The sequence below is a fragment of the Bacillus sp. BD59S genome (assembly GCF_007363175.1).
In the GTDB taxonomy this organism is placed as follows: Bacteria; Bacillota; Bacilli; order Bacillales; family Bacillaceae_G; genus Bacillus_A; species Bacillus_A pacificus.
Genome location: NZ_CP034686.1, coordinates 2,304,878 through 2,323,434, shown reverse-complemented (window position 1 = coordinate 2,323,434; position 18,557 = coordinate 2,304,878). Strand labels below are relative to the sequence as shown.

The window sequence follows — 18,557 nt, the reverse complement described above, 5'->3', positions numbered from 1 at the left end:
TAAAAAACATCTTAATCCTGTATGGAAATAAAGTAAATATGTAAAAGAGAAGATACATGACAAAAGATATCCTTATTTACATGAAAAAATGACAAATCCTGACCTATATAATGAACAGGATTTGTCTATTATTATTTAAAGTAGAATAATTGAATCTTTCTTCTCTATTTTTAGAATATCTACATCCAATTCATCATCAAACTCTTTAAACTCTCTTGCATCTATATCCGTCATATAGCTCTTTATTACTTTCGCCATATGCATAGAATATGGCATGTGTATATTCTTTTCCAAAAGCATACTTGAATTACAGCACATATAATGTACCATTTTGGCAATATAGTTCCTTTCAACAGCTTTTACACCTAGAGGTAATATTTCAAGTATATATTGATGCAATGTTTCACTATCATTACACAGATACTCACCAGTGCTATAATACATTCCCTTTTGATCTATATATAAACTCGTACTATCCAGTACGTCATCACATTCTATCACACCGTATTTTGGTACATCAAAAGATGTATTTATTCTTACAGCATTTAAGTTTGGAACCTTTAGCACATCTGGAACAATGTCAGGGAAAGTATCTATATCAATTTTTTCATTTTGCACCTCTTTTATCCAATGTTTTCTTACATTCGCATCTATAATGAAGTATACTTGCTCATTTTGCTCTTTTGCATGTTGTAAAATTTCCGCTAATGTTTCAGAAACAAATTGTTTAAATTGAATGCCCATATCATTTCTTTTTGAAGGCTGCGGTAAAAAGGTAGTATGTTTATTTATATTCAATAATAGACGATCAATCGTTTGCCACTCTGTATTCCCATATAATTTATATAAAATTTCTTTTCCTTTAATTTGTGAAAAAATAGGTAAGAAATCAAATTTCGAGATTCGTTCAATTGATAAATTAACATATGTACAAGGTAAATTTATCTTATTCCAACTACGTTTCAAAAATCCTTTTTGTTCTAATAAACTCAAAATACCATTTATAATCGTTTTACGAGATACACTTTGGCCTATAAATAAATTTATAAATGCTGAAATACGGTTTGTTCTTGCAAATCCTTCTCTAACAATTTGCTTTGGATCAATTTTTTCACGTCCATCACAATTTTTCATTGCAATTAACGCCAAAGTCGCATCATTGCGCTCACCTGCAGTAGCATAAACCGCTTTCATAACATCCTCTACTAAATTCATTTTATACTTCTGGCAGTATTGCATTTTATATGGATTTTGCAATACCTTTTCAATATTACATCTTACTATTTTTAACAATACTGGAGAATCTGCATTTAATATATATGATGACTCACTGATTTGAGCTAACACCATTTCACTTTCAAATAAAGCTTGTTCTACTTCCAGCGATATTTTTTCAGACCATATTTCTAGCGTTATAGTCTCTAATCCTTTTGGTGCAATTAAAGGGAATAATTCTTTCCTATTATCCGTTTCCATCCTTTTACATTCTGGTAGTAATGTGAAATAAGAAAATTTTTGCTGAAACCCTTTAAATAGATACTCTCTTTCTTTTGCTTTTATACCAGATTTTATTTTAGTACCTTGAACTTTATATATTCTCTCATTGTATGGAAGCAACACTCTAAGATTTGCTCCTAGCATATAATCTTTCGGATATTGAAGAATATGTTCTAATTCAACTTCTCCACCTATATGAAAATCATCTTTTAAATTTCTAAATATTTTAATCCACTTAATACCATTTGTAGCTTGTTGTACTTTTAGTTTTACAAACCGTAATTTTTTATTATTCAATGCAAATTCTGGAGTAGAAATTAATATCATGCCCCGTTTTCGTCTCAAAAGCAAAGGAATATCTGGATGGTTATACTCTTGATAAAACCTCCGAATTCCTATTGAAACATTTAATAATGGAATGTTCTCTCCTCCGCGCGTTATATATTCGAACCGAAATACATAGGCGAAATAGTCTTCTGTTTTTTCATCTTTAATAGGCTCTGACATCGCCTCACAAATATTTTGTGATCTAAGAGGAGAAAAATATATATCTTCTTCGTGTATATTTTCTAATTGTACAGGACGTTCACAAAAAATATGTGAAATTAAAGCGGGCACCCACTTAGTATATACTTCCTTATCATGTAGTACTGTTAAATTAGAAATTAAATCGTAATGCCATTCATATTTTGGCGATTCTATTAATTTATTCGGTTTCCAATCATGAATAATCTCATACCAACTTTGAAAAATATAATCGAGTTGTTCTTTTCTAATAGGTTCTTTACATACAATCCATGGTGTATTTTCGTTTAATACATATGGATTATGCTGAATAAATAATATATCAGAAAACATATCATATAATCTTTCATTTAATCGTTTCAACTTACTCGTTAATAAAAATGTCTTATAATGTATCTCTACAATATCGAGCCATTCAATAGGAAAATATATAAATGATACGCTTTCGTTTAAAAGAGGTTCTACTATATTTTCAAATGTTAACAGTCTTAGTTTGTTCATAAAATCATTACTTCCTTTCTTTATTTGTCTTGATTGTCAAAAAACTAGCACTTGCTCTAATCCATTTAAATCAAGTATTTAAAAGAAAAGTAAAAAACATTTCTCCGAATTATATATTATTGAAACAGCTCATTTTAAAATAAAAAGTAATTATCATATACAGCCCCCTTAAAACAATATTTCAATACATTCAAATTATACAATATAAATAACTTAATGTATTTATCATTTACAATAACTTTACAATAAAACTAAAAAAGAACACCTTAAGTCGGTGCTCTTCTTAAAAGTATGAACCATTATGTAATTGAACATAAGGATAATATGAATCCTCCAAATGAAATTGCTCCTAGTAAACCTAATACAAATCCTGTTAAACAAATACAATCAGCAAGACAAATGGAAGACTGCGATAACGGAACAAATGACCTACTTGTATTCGATCCATATTGTTTTATTTTCTCATAATTCATATCTAACATGTAATGTAGACAGTTTACACCATCCTCAATAGTATGTAGAGATTCTTTTTCTAATCGTTCCAATAATTTACTATTACAAGCAACTGGAAGAGGATACAGCTTATCTAATTTCATATTTTGATAAATTAATTCTAAACGAGATAATATATTATCTTTCTTCTTTTCAGATGTTACAGTACTTTTCATGTAATTAAGTTCATTTAATAACATTGTCAATTCATCTCTTTTTCCGTATAAATCCTTAGCTATTTTTCTCTTTAGTTTGTACGAATGGATAATAGATTTAAATTCAATCATTTTAATACACTTCCTAATTAAATATTATTTACCCATTATTATATAGATAAACAGTACTTTTTAATCCTATTTAAAATACACTCAAGCCTCTTAATTTACTATCTATTAACATTACATTAACCTTACACATTTGTAATAATTTCATTAGCTACACACTAGCTAGTAGAAATCACTCCTTAAATTAGACAGACATTTGATGATAAATCCATAAAAAAAGCAATGATTAGATTTTAAATCTAGTCATCGCTTTATCTACCTCACCTTGATTTACACCTATATATCCATTAGCGATAGCTATATTCTTTGTCGGCATGTACATGTATAAAGCTAATGTTTTTTATTAATAAATGTAGTCAATATTCATATATTACAATAGCATCAGAAGTACCATTAAAACAATTAGAGCAACTACCACAGCTGCCACAACCGCCACAACTAAAACAACCAAAACAACCGAAGCAACCAAAACAACGGAATCCACCACAGCGACCTGCACAACCGCCACAACCACCACAACCTCCACAGCGACCACAACCTCCACAGCGACGAGCAGCATCTTCAATATAGTAATATGGATATTGGTTTTGCTGATCCCAATACACAATATCTCCAGACCGGTAATCATTAAGGCTTAACGCTTGTAGTTCTTGTTGAAACTGATTCATTTTCATAACCTCCGTTTATAAAATAAAACCTCATCGATGCTTTCCTATATCTCTGTTCGTTAAATCTAAGTAGAAATAGCGCTATAAACTAAGTTCAATTCATACACCAACAAAGTATGACTTAACACTAGATGATGCACCTTGTTTATGTACCTATTTTTACTATGGGCTCATTTTTATAAATAGAAATTATAAAATTTGAATTCTAGTGTTATATCTTCATGCTTACTAAGTTCAATTCATTTCTCAATAACCATGATGCCGTACCCTTTACGTTCAAGGTAGAATTTCATTCCATTACGCTGTTCATCTGAAGTTGGAGCAGTAACGAAATATGTTAATCCGTTTGTTTGTAATATAAAGTGAAACTTTAATCAGTGGGGGGTTTCTTCATCCCCACTGATTATCAGCCCTCACCAATCGGACTTTTATGGGCAGTTGATCCCCGCCTAACTTCTTTGCTTTCGCTGAATTTTGAGGTGGGGGTCTTACTGCCCATTAAAGCGGGATAAATGTGGCAGAAGTTTAACCAGTTAATGCGCAAAAAATTAACTTAACTAACTTATCGATATGACATTTTGCCGTATCCGTAACACTATCAACTTTACGCAAATCTAGCAAGAAAAAATATATAGATAGGCATTATCCATACCTATCTATAATGTTACTTTCATTTTTATCCAATTACATCTTTTACGTCTGTATCCACTGGCCACTTTTCTAAAGTATAAGCCATTTCCCAAAATGAATATTCATATTGACTACTAATAATAAAATGTTGTTTCATTCGCTTACGGTCTGATTCAGTTACTTTTTCAGCGATAGTATCTAACCGTGTAATTTGCTCTTCAACTAATGTACGGAACCAATCAGATCCATAAGCAGAAATCCATTCGTTATAAATTGGCTCTTCTGGCTGACACTCTTTTAAACGCTCACCAATTTCATAATATAACCAATAACAAGGTAAAATGGCTGCAATGATATCGCCTAAATGTCCTTCGTACGCAGCACGATACATATGTGAAGTATATGCGTATGCAGTTGGAGCAGGGATAAAATTATCTTTTTCTTCTTGTGTTATCCCTAGTTTCTTCGCAAAATTCTCATGTAATGATAATTCCGCCTCATATGTATTTTGGGCATGGTGTGCCATACGAGCTGTCGTTTCTAATTCCAGTGCTTTTGCAGCTCCTAATGTTTGTACTCTAGCAAAGTGACTTAAATAATATGAATCTTGAAGCACGTAATAGCGAAAACTAGCTAAATCTAACGTTCCTTCACCAAGTTTTTTTACAAAAGGATGATGAAAACTAGCTTCCCAAATTGAATCTACTTCTTTACGCAATGATTGTGAAAAAGTCATTTAAATTCCTCCAATAATTCATTTAATATAAGTATTTATCCACAGCTATTAACGCTTTAAAATAAAAAAACTTTCTTTACAGGCGTAAAGAAAGTGAAATTGACAGTATTTATACATAAAATAGCAATGTCTTTTCCACTTCCCTACGCTGGCATTAACCAGATCAGGTACTAAGAGTCTCAAATTCCCATTTGATCTCAGCCTATAATAGGCCCCCCTAGTGGATAAATATTTAATTATCGTATTGTATTCATCATAACACACTTCATGTTACTGTCAAAAGTATTCATAATACCACTACTTAAAACCCTTCTTCTTTTCTTACTCTTAATGAAGTTTCAATAATCATATCTAATAGTTTACTATAATGAATTCCCGCTGCACCTGCACTTTTCGGTAGTAAACTTGCTTGTGTCATCCCTGGTAATGTATTAACCTCCATTACATATGGAATACCGTCTTTCACCATCATATCAACTCTTGCATAAACACTACATTTTAATGCTTTATAGCAAGCCAGTGACGCTTTGTTTACACGTTCTTTTAATTCAGCTGGAAGTTCAATAACTTCTTCAATAGTACCTGCATCATCATATTTCGCATTGTAATCAAAGAACTCCGCTGCATGTCGAATTGAAATGATAGGTAACTGTTTACCATCAAAAATGGAACATGTAATCTCATCACCTTTTATATATTTCTCTATTACTACTTCAGAATCCCATTCGAACACAGTTTCTAGCATTGAAATTAATTCGTCTTTATCATAGACAATTTTCACCCCAACACTCGATCCACCAGAGTTTGGTTTTACCACTAAAGGAAATCCTAATTTATCTAATTCATCAAGATTAAGATCCTCCATTTTTGTAAGTTCAATCCAATCTGGTGTTTCTATTCCTTCATAACGTAAAATCTTTTTCGAAATATTTTTGTCCATACATATACCGCTAGATAACATATTGCTTCCGCTATAAGGAATACCTAAACTTTCAAGCGTTCCTTGAACTGTCCCATCTTCTCCGTATTTTCCGTGTAATGCGAGCAGCGCGAAATCAATGTCCTTCGCTTTTTCGATTAAATCCATTTTTTCGTTTAACGTAATTGGAACTATTTCATACTTACTTTTATCTAAATGTGCGATCATTTCATTTCCAGTCATAATTGATACTTGTTTTTCAGAAGATACTCCACCCATAATAACGCCAATTCTCATTTCCTCAACTCCAAATTTCATTTTTTATTGTATCACCAATTATTTTGATTCCCCGAACTATGTCTTCTTCTTTCAGACGTGAAAATCCTAATCGAAACGTGTTCGCTCCTCCTCCATCAGAATAAAAAACATCTCCAGGAGAAAATGTAACCCCTTGCTCATAACACTTTTGCAAAAGCGTACGGGCATGAATTTTTTCTTCTAACTCTATAAATAAATGGAGGCCACCATCACCGGTCATTCTTTGAAACGGAATGTACTCGTTACATGCCCCAACAGCTAACTCATATTTTTTCTTATAAACTGATCTTGCCTTTTTTAAATATTTTTCAAAATATCCTTCATGTAAATATTGAAATAGAACAGCTTGATCTAATGTAGAAGTGTGAATCGTTCTTGCTCTTTTTACACTTTCTAAATGATGAATTAGTTCTTTATCTGCAATAATCCATCCTACACGTAAACCAGGGAAAAGTACCTTCGAAAAGCTACTAATATAAATCACATTATTACCAGCACCAGCAAAAGTTAATAATGGTGCTAAATGTGAACCTGAATAACGTAGTTCTTCATTAAATCCATCTTCTATAATAGGAATTTTATATTTTGAAAATAATCTCATCAGTTCCGTTCTTTTCTCCGAACTCGTGACAATACCAGTTGGATTATGATAAGAAGGAATTAAATACGCGAAATCAAAATCCTTTTTACGCAAACTTTTTTCTACTTCATTCGTATCGATGCCATCTTCATTCATATTTATTCCATGCACTTCAAGTCCATGTAAACGGAAAAGCTTCAACGCAGCATGATGAGTTGGATTCTCACAAATAACCCGCCCTGATTTCTTCGATAATGAGGAAAGTACAATATCCAATCCTTCGGTAAATCCATTTGTAATTAATATATCTTTATTTGAAATATCTACACCTTTCATTTCCATATAATGAAGTAGATAGTTCATTAACGGTCTATAACCTTTTGCGTAGCCGTAGTTTAATACGACATCACCTTCAATGGACATACGAGTAAGAAAAGCTCTTTTGAAATTTTCCACGTCAAATAGCTTTTCGTCCGGAGCAATGCTATTAAAAACAATCATTCCTTTTTCCCAGCGGACACCATGTTTCATTAAATCTAATTCATCCGCTAATAAGGTAACTGTATTAAGTTTATTTTTCCAATCTATTTCAACAGACGAAGTGTTTGAAATATCAACCTTCGCAACAAAATTTCCTTTTCCTTTAACTGCATAAATGAGTCCTTCTTGCTCTAAATCGGCATAAGCAGCGAGTACAGTATTTCTGCTCACACTTAGTAATTCGCTTAGTTCCCTTGTTGAAGGGATTTTTTGATCCCCGAGCAAATGCCCTTTCATAATCATCTTTTTCAAATAATCTTTCAATTGAATATAAACGGGACGATCTTTCACAACTTTAAAATCTTTAAACAATTCCTTACCCCCTGCAATCATTTTTGCATATTTATTTCATTCTCAAAAGGTCCACTACATATGTATTTTTTATTAAGGGCGGTACGGCCTTATAAAATGAAACTTTAATCAGTGAGAATATTCATCCCCACTGATTATTAGACTTCACCAGTTAGGACAAATCTTTTCGATATAAGTTTATAACATCCTTTAAAGCTGCTGCTGCGGCTCCACGTGGATTAGAAGCACCACCAATTGTAGTAACTTGTCCCATCGTATCTGTAAAGAACGTAATCCCTTTTTCTGTCCCATTTAAATTTGCTAGCGGATGATCTTTATCTATTTCGTGCGGTTCCACATGAAGAGCCACTTTACCATCCTTATCCTTATATGCTGAAGCTATTAATTTAATATATTTTTTATGTTCTTTAGCATTTCGAATTTGTTGTTGTGTAACATGTTCAATTCCTTTTATTTGTATATCGGTAAGCGTATTTTCTGTTCCCATTAAACTGTTTGTCAAAAGTAACAATTTACACGCACTATCAGAACCACTTACATCTAATATTGGGTTCGTTTCAGCAATCCCTTTACTTTGCGCTTCTTTCAGTGCTTCTTCAAACGTAATATCTTCCTCATTCATTTTCGAAAGAATATAATTTGTAGTCCCGTTTAATATTCCTTCTATTTTTTCAATATGGCAACCAGCTAAACTAAATTGACCAATATCAAGTGTCGGTAATGCCGCAGCAGTTGCACCACTATATCGAATTCGTACATTTGCGATTTTTGCAGCTTCATTTATTTCTCTCCAGTTTGTAACAAGCGCACCTTTTGAAATTGCTACTATATCCATTTGTTTTTCAATCGCTTGTTTTATATATTGTTTCCCTGGATTTCCATCTTTAAGGTTTGTAGCTGTTGATTCCACCAGCACTGTACCACTTATGTTATCTGTTGCACGTTCCTCCGGATGATATTCTATATACTTTTCAATTGCAGCACTACTGCTACCATACATTAATAAGTTATGAATAGATAATCCATCCTCATTATGTATTGCAACATTTCTACCTAATACGCCACTTACAACTAACTCTATACCATATGTTTCATATATATATGAACATTTTTCATGTAGTAATTTTATAAACTCTCTTCCTACTGTTCCATATCCTGATAGTACAACTTTAATTTTCATAATATCCCCCCATATTTTTCTACCAAATCCCTCTTTCAATATAATATAAAGCGCCCTCGAATTCCATCGAGAGCGCTTTATTATTACCTATTTCGGTAAACGTGATAGCTTTTCAGCAATTGTTCTATAAAACTCTTGAATGTTAGAAAAACCTAACGTGTCTGAAATACTTAATCCTACCATGTCGAGATGGTCCCAATTTGCTTTCGTTTCGATATGATTCCATTTCCCAATCTGTAATGACTCATTATTATTTACGGTAGCATTAGAAGAAGGTGCAATCATAGAACTTGTATTTACTACACCATCATTTTGCCACCAAGTAGTATCAATTAATGGACGATTTTCTTCATACCTTGCATAGGAACCTAAGAAAAATGCATTCCCCATTAACACTTTATTCATCGTTATATGAGGCAAATGTAAACCTGTTATAGGTGCCGCTTGTGATGCATGTCCACTATAGGATAAGTAATACACATTCGGTTGCGTCTTTACCCAATTATTTAACTCCTTTGCACCATCTGTACTTAAATCCCATTGACTTATATCTTTTGTATTTTTCCAAAGTGAACTATTTAGAATACGATTACTGTATTGGAAAAAGGACTCTCCAACATTTTTCTTTATGTCCCATTGATCCAATTTAAAATCATATAGTGATAAATTATCGTTTCCTCCAAAACTTGCAGCTGTAATGAGTAAATCTTTAACGAACGGTAGTAGAAGACTACCATCCGCAAGTGTTGTACCGTTGTGAGGAGTTGCTAATGTTGTAACACTATGAACATATGATTTCTCGCCCTCAAATAATGGTGATATTTTGGTGTTTGGGTGATTTTTCACATAATTTTTTTCTTCAAAACTGCCTTCTTTTAATAGCTGTACTAATGTTCTAATCGTTTGTCCACCCATGCTATGCCCAACTAAATGAACTTTATTTGTTTCACTCCAATTCGGCGCAAAACCACTATAAGTTCTACCAAAACGATTATGTCCATGGTTCTCAGCATGTGCGGCACCGTAGTCTACTGTTCCACCGTTAATTTGGGCATATAATTCACATGCACGGTCCCAGTTACTAGAAACTGGTCCAACAGCTGCAGTATGAACTGTATAACCATTACGTTTCAAATCTTCTTGTATATCATGAACACCCCCCCAATATTTAACCCCTAGCATTTCCTCTCTACCCCATCCGGCAAACCCATTTACTAAAATGATCGGATAATTATTTTGTTGACTCTCTTCAGCATATGTTATTTTCGCTACCAATGAACAAACAGCCACTAATGCAAAAAAACATATTTTTAAAAATAACTTCCCCATATTTCCTCCCCCTGATAAAACGTTTACATTTTTCACTTTACAGCATGCTTTAATAACTTAAACATAATGTAAAGTATTTTATATACGTTGTATATATAGAAAACATATACAAATGTTGATAAATATTAATTCAAGTAAACATTTACTTTTTACAATACACCTTGTAAATCTGTTTATTTGAATTTATAATTAGATATAGTTTCCTCATGTTAAAAAGATTTAAAAACCATAAGAAAACTAATCTCATTACTTGAAAAGGAGGAAAAAGCATGCAAATCGGATTAAATATTCATACATTATCTCAACCTACTAAAATAACTCCATCTAATCTTGAGCATAATACTATCTCTTCTACTAAACTTGAAAGTAAGAAAGTAAATGATCCTATCAAGTTCGATATTCGTTCATCCGAAAAAGAAATGAAACAGCCTGAACATAAATTTAATGAATTAGATTTATGGAAGATGTTAAAGGATAAAGGTGTTCCTTTATGGATCATCCTTGAAATGCTACAAAAAGCCCGTAAAGAAAAAGAAGCTCAAAATAATTCAGTTCAAAATTCAAATGCGATTGAAGAAACGAGCGAGACTCGATTAAATGAAGTAATGTAATCTATGTTATATGAATGCTCTAAAGTAAAAAGAGTTCGAGATTGATAAAATTTCTATCAACCTCGAACTCTTTTTTAAGATTTTTCTCCAATCGTTACAAACTGAAATGATACTTCTCCTTGATGATCTTTAATTAACTTTTCTACTTTTACTTTTTCATTTATTAATGTATTATCTGTCGACATTTTAGGTTTTTCATCACCTAAAGACTTGTTCAGGTGGAGAAGATGCATTTTCGTTTCATTTGCTTTTAATTCTTTATACACACTATCTTTTGCTACAATTACATACGCTTGTGTTGGATATTTACGAGTGTTACCTATCCAAGCATCACTACCGTATTTAACAGCAAACTCCTTTCCTTCTAATTCAATACTTTTTAAATTTTTTTCATCTTCTTGTGCTAACAAAATCGAGCCTTCTTTTGGTAACTTAGGTAACGTATCTATAGGTCTAAATTTGGATCCATCCTCTCTTTCACGAAAAACCTTTGTTTTAATCAACGCTTGTGCTGTAGATTCATTTAAAATTAAAACTTGTCCATTTCCGAATGTACCCGTTTTTACAGAAAACACTTCATTTTCTTTCGTAATTTCCTGATAACGATTCATAATTGATAAAGTATTATTTTCATCTCCAATGATTAATACACCGTTAGCTGGAAATCTGTTTTCATTTTTAGAGCATGCACTTAAACTTATTAACATAAATATACTTAAAATGAAAATAGATAATATTTTCTTCATCACAGTTCCTTTCATAAATCAAATTGTTTTTACATGCTTTTATGCAGTCTTACTTACTCATATTCCCTACTGTTCCATAGTTTTATAAAGCTTTTGTAAATAACGCCAACGAGTTATATAGAAATATAAAACTTGTATACAGATAAATGAAATTAAAATTATAATAGAACTATTTAAAATAGAAAAATCGACTAATTGTTGCAATGCCATATAAGCAACCACTGTGTGTATTACTGCAATGGTAATCGGTAAAAAGAACATTAATAATAACTGTCTCGTTACAACTTTTTTCAACTCTCGCTTACTTAATCCCATTTTCGAAATCATTTTATATTGTTGTTGATCCCGATCCAAATCAGTATATAACCGGAAGTAAATAAAACTAGCGGCAAATGTGAAGAAGACGATTCCAACTAAAACACTTGCCATAAGTAATAATCCATTCGTTTGTTTTGCCTCTAACAAACTTAAAGTCAAAGCTTGAAAATAGAAATTACCTTCTCTTGCATCTGCATTGAATATACTATTTAATTGATTTGAAATTTCTTTCGTCTTTATCCAGTCATCTACAACAAATCCGTATGTACGATGTTGAATAACTACATCATCTTGATTGATATTAAAAGGAATACCATCATATACACGATCTTGAACCGCGATAAAAATACCGCTAGTATCATGTGGTAAAACTAAATTTTCTACAGCTTTTTTCACACGAAATGTCTTTATCCAATCTCCTTCAATGACTTCAATATTCTTTTTATAGTCACCATTTTTAAATTCTTGTTTTTGTGATACCATTCCAGGGATTAGTAATATTTCATCTTCTTTTTCAATCGTTTCTTGTTGATACCCTAGCGCTCTCGCAAGTTCGTTATATTCACTTAATTTCATTACATATACATTACTTTCTGTATATTTATAAGAAGATGAAGCTGTTCGATATGGAATATTCGCATCAGCAAGATGTTTTTTTATAATAGAGAGATGTTTATCCACCACTTTGTCTTTTTCAGGACCTATATAAAGAAACGTATATGGGTTTGTCATTCTTACCAATTCTTTATTCCCAATAGCAGCGGTAGTTCCAATTGCTGTAAAAGCAACTGCTGAAATAATAGACACTATAAAAAACATAGTTGCATTATCTTTCATACGGTAAATTAATTCTGAAAACGTTAATATATTTGTTCTCTTTAAAAAGAAAAATTCACTCCTTTTCGCAAGATGCAATATATAAACGCTACATTGTGTATATAAAAAGTACGTTCCTATAATTACTAAGAGCACACCCATTACGAGCATGATAAAACTATGATTTTGAATAAAGCGAAATACTGAAATATATCCATACCCTATACTAATTAAAGAAAGTAACGATAATATTATTGAAGCTTTCGGTTCAGGCTTTGGCTTTTCTCCAGCTTGAATAAGTTCCACAAGTTCGGTTACTTTAACCGTTTTAAATGTAACTAACGAAACGATTAAAAATAAGACAAGAAACGTGAAAACTGTTAATAATACAGCCTGCACTGGTATATAAAAAGGTAAACCATTACTAATCATTAATACACTGGCACTGATTAGTAAAACTAGTTTAGAAAATATGAGGCCAATGAGGATCCCAATACAAATCGAACCAAGTCCGATTAACATATTTTCAATTAACAATAGCTGCTTAAGCTGTCTCATTGACATACCTTGCATCATTAAAATGCCAAATTCTTTCTTACGCGTTTTTAAAAACGAGCTCACTGAATATAAAATAAAGAAAAATGAAAAGACAAAAATCAAACCTTGGGATATTTGAAATCCTAATGTACCAAATGTACTTATTGTTTTACTTGTCGATTTCAACTCCCCCTGTAAATCAGGATGGAATAATAAAAGGGCATATGTAAAGAAAATCATAATCGAAAATGCACTACTTAAAAAATGGGCAGCATATGTACGCTTATTTCGAAAAATATTATTAAATGCGAACTGACGAAAAGTCATGCCTTTTCCCTCCTAACAAAGAAAGAACATCCATAATCTTTTGATAAAAGGCTTGTCTGCTTTCACCACAATAAATTTCGTTATATAGTTGACCATCTTTAATAAATATTACTCTACTGCAAAAACTCGCAGCATACGGATCATGTGTAACTAACATCATCGTTGCCTTTTCTTCCTTATTAAGCGTATCCAGCATCTCCATTACATCATTTGAAGATTTAGAGTCTAAATTCCCGGTCGGTTCATCAGCAAGTAATAATTGCGGCTTATGAACAATTGCACGAGCAATTGCTGTTCTTTGAGCTTGTCCCCCTGAAATTTCAAACGTTCTTTTACTTAATATATCTGTAATATTTAATTTCTCTGCAATTTCTTCTACTCGTTTATTCATTTCTTGCACAGAAACACCATCTAATGTCATCGGTAATACGATATTTTCCTTCACTGTAAGCGTACTAAGTAAATTAAATGATTGGAATACAAATCCTAATTGTTTTCTACGGAATAAAGCCAAATCTTCAGATGATAACTGGAAAGGATTCGTACCATTTATTACTATTTCTCCCGATGTTGGAGAGTCGATAGTAGATACCATATTTAATAACGTTGTTTTCCCGCTACCAGATGGCCCCATGATCCCTATAAATTCACCTTCTTGAATTGATAAATCAATATCTACTAATGCTTTAAAAGGTATTTTCCCTTTATATACTTTACTAATATTTTTCGCATGTAAAATTTCCATTTCTATTCTCCCTTCATTTGCACTTCTCACAATAGAGTGTAAATGAATTCTCTTATCGCTCATATTGATTCATCTTTCATTTATCTTACACGCTTGTAAGATTTCTAAAAAAACTGATAATAACACTATTTACAAATTAAAATTAACGCATAACTATCTTATAATAATTGTATAGTGGTAGGAAATACAATATCCTATCTTTATTATACGAAAAAGAAAAGACCGATTACTTTATCGATCTTTTCCTTCCCAAAGTTATATTTTTAACTTACGCCTTTAATTGAAATGTATTTGACTCACCATTTTAATTCTCTTTCACTTTATAATACCCTCTACAAAAAATTGAGTGCTTCGGTTTCATTGCAATTAACAAAGAATTGTATATATCTGAAGCAGAAATTATTGAATTTATCCAACATACAAATAATAAGATTGATTTAATATTGCCTGATACAAAAGATGATATAATGGCCGGAATGACCGATAGTACAATAATAGGTAAACTCATAAAGGTCCAAAATCTCGCTTTGGATAGAATTGCATTCGTATTTAGCCAAAAAAATATTCCACTACGGGTTAAGCTAATATCACCTTTATTATTTATGACAATAATATGTAGACATTCATGAATAATGAAGACCAAAATGCCTATGATGATAAGATAAAATATATTAAGATCAGTGAAACTTGCTCCAAAATAATTGGGAATTAGAAAAATAATGATTTGAAGTACATATACAAACTTCATATAATGTTTCCTATGCCAATTATTCTGTATAAAAGGATTCCATTCTGATAAATCCATACTTATTTGTGGTAAGTTACGAAACCAAATTATAATATGCTTTCTCCCCCTTTTTTAAACTATTTCATACTTTAAGAAATGTACTCCACTAAAACTTTACCGTTAATTTTAGTTACAAACTCTTTTTTCCCTTTATGCTTTTATTAAAGCTTAAAGTAATTCATTTACAGAATAATTCGAGTAAAAATTTAGTGTTTTCACAGATGAATACATTCGACAAAATTTTCCAAACCCCTTTTCGAATATGTTGTTTATAAAATGGTTCTTGCCTGTACAACTTGATACATCTGTTTTTGGTGAAAAGCACAAAATGTAAAAAAGCTTAGAGTTTTAGCTCTAAGCTTTTTTTGCATTCTCGCTCCTTTTAAAGAGCACTATTTTTTATCCATACGGATTTACTCAATACATAATGATTATAAATTTGATTTTCTATCGTCTGTTGACTCAAATAAGTAAACCCGCATTTTTTAATAACTTTATTTGAAGGTGCGTTGTTTATTACTGCAATTGCGTTAAAGACATCTACATTTGTATTTTTAAACAAATAATTAATCAAGCTTTTTGTCGCTTTCGTCGCATAACCTTTATTATGATATTCACTTGAAACAGCATACATAATTTCTCTATTTGGTGAAGGAAGTTCGTCTTTCATACCTGTGCAGCACCATCCAACAAATTCATTCGTCGATTTCTTGAATATTCCTAGCTTTAATATATGGTCATCTATGTTATTCGTAGTTCTTACAGCATCAAGAAACGCTTTGTTTGCAGGTGTTTCATAATTTGCAATCCAAACAATTCGTTGTTCTTTCGTTGATTTCCAGTCCGGTAAAAATTTTTCTATCTCCGGTTGATTTGCTATTTGATAAATACTCTCTGCATCATGGACCGTAAACTCTTGTAGGTATAGATCTCCACAATCTATTCTAAATAACTTAGTCAAACTCTCTTCTCCCATGTTAATCCCCCTTACTTACATTAAAGTTCCTTAATCTGCTTCGTAAGTTCCTTAAATCGTTCATCCAGTGCTTTATATTCTTTATCTTTAGAAGTTAAAAAGCTTAATTTACCTAATACTTCTTGCCTCTCTGTTTCTAATGTTAAACGTAGCTCTTCAATTTCATCTCTTGTTTTCGTAGGTTCTTCAAGTTGCTTTTGTATCGTATTGTTTACAAACACCAGTTTTGTATTAGTTGTTTTCTCCAGAAAATATCGATCGTGAGAAACGATAACGAGTGTACCATTATACTCAGCTAATGTATTTTCAAGCTGTTCACGTGAAGGAAGATCAAGGTGATTCGTAGGTTCATCTAAAATAAGTACATCTTTTTCATCTAAAATATAAGCCATTAGCTTACATTTCACTCGTTCACCCATACTCATATATCGAATCGGCTCTTTCCATTGGGACGATTCAAACCCTAAATGTTTCATTAAATTTTGGACTTTTCCTCTTTCTTCAAATGTCTCTTTATAAAATAAATCTTCTGGTGTTTTATCAAGTGGTAAATCAAATACTTCTTGTGTTAAATAACCGATGTTTGCTGATGGTGAAATCCATACTTCTCCTTCAGCAGTTTCGTTTCCCATGATCATCTTCAATAAAGTTGTTTTCCCGCTACCATTAGGCCCAATAATCGCAACCTTCTCACCGTGCTGAATGGTAAAATTAACGTTTTCAAATAATGTCCGATTATTAAATTCTTTCCGCAATTGTTTTACTTCTAAGAAACGTTTCCCTACTTTTTTACTCGCTTGAATAGAGAATTCAACTGAATAGTCCTCTTTCACACGTTCTACCTTCGTTTTCTCTAGCTCTTTTTCGAGACGTTTTCGTTTCGACTTCACTTGTGCATCCATGCGCTTCGCTTTTACACGATAAAATTCTTTAACTCCTTCTTGTTTTGTAGACTGCGCATGTGCCTTTTGTGACCATGAACTTAGTTCTTTTATATGAGTTTCCACTTGTTCTATCTTTTTTTGTTGTTTTTCATATTCACGCTGCTGCGTCATTCTTTTATGCTCACTTGCTTTCATATAACTTGTATAATTACCGCTATGATCAATTAATTTCTTATCCTCAATTGACCATATTCTAGTCGCGACAACATCTAAAAAATATCGATCATGCGATACGACGATAACTGTACCTTTCATATTTTTTATTTGTTTAATAAGAAATTCCGTACTCATCTCATCTAGATGATTTGTCGGTTCGTCTAATATTAAGACATTAGGATTTTCAGCAAATCCTTTTGCTAATCGAACTTTTAGCTTTTCACCACCACTTAAAGTAAGAAAATCATTCGTTGGCACACCCCATTTCGCAAGAAGTTCCGCCTCTTTTGCAATTATATCCTTACTAACGAAAGATTCTTTTTCTTGTTCAACATATGCTGTTGTCATATTCATTTGCATCCATTCAACAGTACCTTTTGATGGTTCAATCTTCCCATTTATTAATTGAAGTAACGTTGATTTACCAGCCCCATTTTTGCCGATTAATCCGATAACATCCCCTTGTCTTACTGTCACATTCATTTTCTCTAACAAAGTATTTTCCTTTATTTCAACATAAACATCATTTAATTTTAATAATTCTTTCATAATACCGATCCCTTTCATTAAGGGAGAATAAAAAAATCCTCCCAAATAAATTTGGCAGGATTAGTCATTAAAATATTTATACCCAAATAGGCTATTGTACAACATAAATAGCAATACCTTTGTATGGAAATTGGGCAGACTAATCCTATTTTTTAGGACTAATCCTATTTTTTAGAAATTGAAATATATTGAATTTCAACATTTAAAAATAAGATTAGTTAATCATCGTCCACCCATCATTCCTTTCCGTCGTTAATAACCATATTGTACCATACTAGTACTGTATGAGTAAATGCGATTATATGTGCCGTTAAAAAGATTGCTTTCTTTTAGATTTATTTATCATTCCTTAACTTCATGTTGAATAAGCACAAATTACATTGATTGCAATACGTCCTTTAGATTTCCCCAGTAATAATTTTTATATAAAAACAAAATCTTATTCGTTATCCAATAACCACTTATTGTTTTTCGATAAATTTTTATTGATTATCCTCTTGTAATAAGCTATTATATCTTTACAGAAAATATTAA

General features: G+C 31.8%; 15 protein-coding genes, 2 pseudogenes and 1 riboswitch. Of the genes and pseudogenes, 1 reads left to right on the top strand and 16 read right to left on the bottom strand.

Annotation, left to right across the window (positions count from 1 at the left end):
* Nucleotides 1-135: 135 nt before the first annotated feature.
* From EKQ63_RS13960 to EKQ63_RS13920, 10 genes and pseudogenes are all read right to left on the bottom strand, one after another.
* On the bottom strand, nucleotides 136-2,523 hold the full coding sequence (locus tag EKQ63_RS13960) for an RNaseH domain-containing protein (RefSeq protein ID WP_143881151.1): 2,388 nt from the start codon (nucleotides 2,521-2,523) through the stop codon (nucleotides 136-138).
* Between the two features lie 299 nt (nucleotides 2,524-2,822).
* Complete coding sequence (locus EKQ63_RS13955) at nucleotides 2,823-3,302, bottom strand: homoserine dehydrogenase (protein ID WP_172801685.1); 480 nt, start codon at nucleotides 3,300-3,302, stop codon at nucleotides 2,823-2,825.
* A gap of 223 nt (nucleotides 3,303-3,525) precedes the next feature.
* Nucleotides 3,526-3,639 (bottom strand): annotated as a pseudogene (locus tag EKQ63_RS30700) (site-specific integrase); the annotation flags it as partial.
* 16 nt (nucleotides 3,640-3,655) lie between these two features.
* The gene (locus tag EKQ63_RS13950) at nucleotides 3,656-3,967 is read right to left on the bottom strand and encodes a heterocycloanthracin/sonorensin family bacteriocin (RefSeq protein ID WP_143881150.1); all 312 of its coding nucleotides are present in this window, start codon (nucleotides 3,965-3,967) and stop codon (nucleotides 3,656-3,658) included.
* A 239-nt stretch (nucleotides 3,968-4,206) separates the two neighbouring features.
* A pseudogene (locus EKQ63_RS13945) lies at nucleotides 4,207-4,329 on the bottom strand (N-acetylmuramoyl-L-alanine amidase C-terminal domain-containing protein); the annotation flags it as partial.
* A gap of 314 nt (nucleotides 4,330-4,643) precedes the next feature.
* Nucleotides 4,644-5,333 carry a thiaminase II gene (gene tenA, locus EKQ63_RS13940; protein WP_087953661.1) on the bottom strand — a complete coding sequence of 230 codons (690 nt, stop codon included), beginning with the start codon at nucleotides 5,331-5,333 and terminating at the stop codon, nucleotides 4,644-4,646.
* A gap of 123 nt (nucleotides 5,334-5,456) precedes the next feature.
* Nucleotides 5,457-5,562: riboswitch (TPP riboswitch) on the bottom strand.
* 72 nt (nucleotides 5,563-5,634) lie between these two features.
* Nucleotides 5,635-6,549 carry a D-alanine--D-alanine ligase gene (ddlB, locus tag EKQ63_RS13935; RefSeq protein WP_087953749.1) on the bottom strand — a complete coding sequence of 305 codons (915 nt, stop codon included), beginning with the start codon at nucleotides 6,547-6,549 and terminating at the stop codon, nucleotides 5,635-5,637.
* A 4-nt stretch (nucleotides 6,550-6,553) separates the two neighbouring features.
* Nucleotides 6,554-8,002 (bottom strand): MocR-like pyridoxine biosynthesis transcription factor PdxR, encoded by a 1,449-nt coding sequence (locus EKQ63_RS13930; RefSeq protein WP_087953662.1) that lies wholly within the window; start codon nucleotides 8,000-8,002, stop codon nucleotides 6,554-6,556.
* Between the two features lie 151 nt (nucleotides 8,003-8,153).
* The gene (locus EKQ63_RS13925; RefSeq protein ID WP_143881149.1) at nucleotides 8,154-9,182 is read right to left on the bottom strand and encodes a homoserine dehydrogenase; all 1,029 of its coding nucleotides are present in this window, start codon (nucleotides 9,180-9,182) and stop codon (nucleotides 8,154-8,156) included.
* An 87-nt stretch (nucleotides 9,183-9,269) separates the two neighbouring features.
* Nucleotides 9,270-10,511: an esterase/lipase family protein gene (locus EKQ63_RS13920; RefSeq protein WP_087953664.1), complete on the bottom strand. Its 1,242-nt coding sequence runs from the start codon at nucleotides 10,509-10,511 to the stop codon at nucleotides 9,270-9,272.
* Nucleotides 10,512-10,780: 269 nt separating this feature from the next.
* On the opposite strand from EKQ63_RS13920, the gene EKQ63_RS13915 reads away from it, so the two are divergent.
* Nucleotides 10,781-11,122 (top strand): DUF3914 domain-containing protein, encoded by a 342-nt coding sequence (locus EKQ63_RS13915; protein WP_087953665.1) that lies wholly within the window; start codon nucleotides 10,781-10,783, stop codon nucleotides 11,120-11,122.
* Nucleotides 11,123-11,196: 74 nt separating this feature from the next.
* Here the strand turns inward: EKQ63_RS13915 and EKQ63_RS13910 are convergent, their stop codons facing one another.
* The 6 genes from EKQ63_RS13910 to abc-f all read right to left on the bottom strand — a co-directional run bounded on the left by EKQ63_RS13910 (nucleotide 11,197) and on the right by abc-f (nucleotide 18,023).
* Complete coding sequence (locus EKQ63_RS13910; protein ID WP_143881148.1) at nucleotides 11,197-11,868, bottom strand: lipoprotein BA_5634 family protein; 672 nt, start codon at nucleotides 11,866-11,868, stop codon at nucleotides 11,197-11,199.
* Between the two features lie 66 nt (nucleotides 11,869-11,934).
* A complete protein-coding gene (locus tag EKQ63_RS13905; RefSeq protein WP_087953667.1) occupies nucleotides 11,935-13,866 on the bottom strand; it encodes an ABC transporter permease in 1,932 nt (643 codons plus the stop codon).
* On the bottom strand, nucleotides 13,841-14,611 hold the full coding sequence (locus EKQ63_RS13900) for an ABC transporter ATP-binding protein (protein WP_000404258.1): 771 nt from the start codon (nucleotides 14,609-14,611) through the stop codon (nucleotides 13,841-13,843). Before EKQ63_RS13900 ends, EKQ63_RS13905 begins: the two co-directional genes overlap by 26 nt.
* A 304-nt stretch (nucleotides 14,612-14,915) precedes the next feature.
* A complete protein-coding gene (locus EKQ63_RS13895) occupies nucleotides 14,916-15,416 on the bottom strand; it encodes a DUF3267 domain-containing protein (protein WP_087953668.1) in 501 nt (166 codons plus the stop codon).
* A 364-nt stretch (nucleotides 15,417-15,780) separates the two neighbouring features.
* On the bottom strand, nucleotides 15,781-16,374 hold the full coding sequence (locus EKQ63_RS13890) for a GNAT family N-acetyltransferase (protein WP_088327880.1): 594 nt from the start codon (nucleotides 16,372-16,374) through the stop codon (nucleotides 15,781-15,783).
* A gap of 20 nt (nucleotides 16,375-16,394) precedes the next feature.
* Nucleotides 16,395-18,023: a ribosomal protection-like ABC-F family protein gene (gene abc-f / locus EKQ63_RS13885; protein ID WP_143881769.1), complete on the bottom strand. Its 1,629-nt coding sequence runs from the start codon at nucleotides 18,021-18,023 to the stop codon at nucleotides 16,395-16,397.
* Between the last annotated feature and the right edge of the window lie 534 nt (nucleotides 18,024-18,557).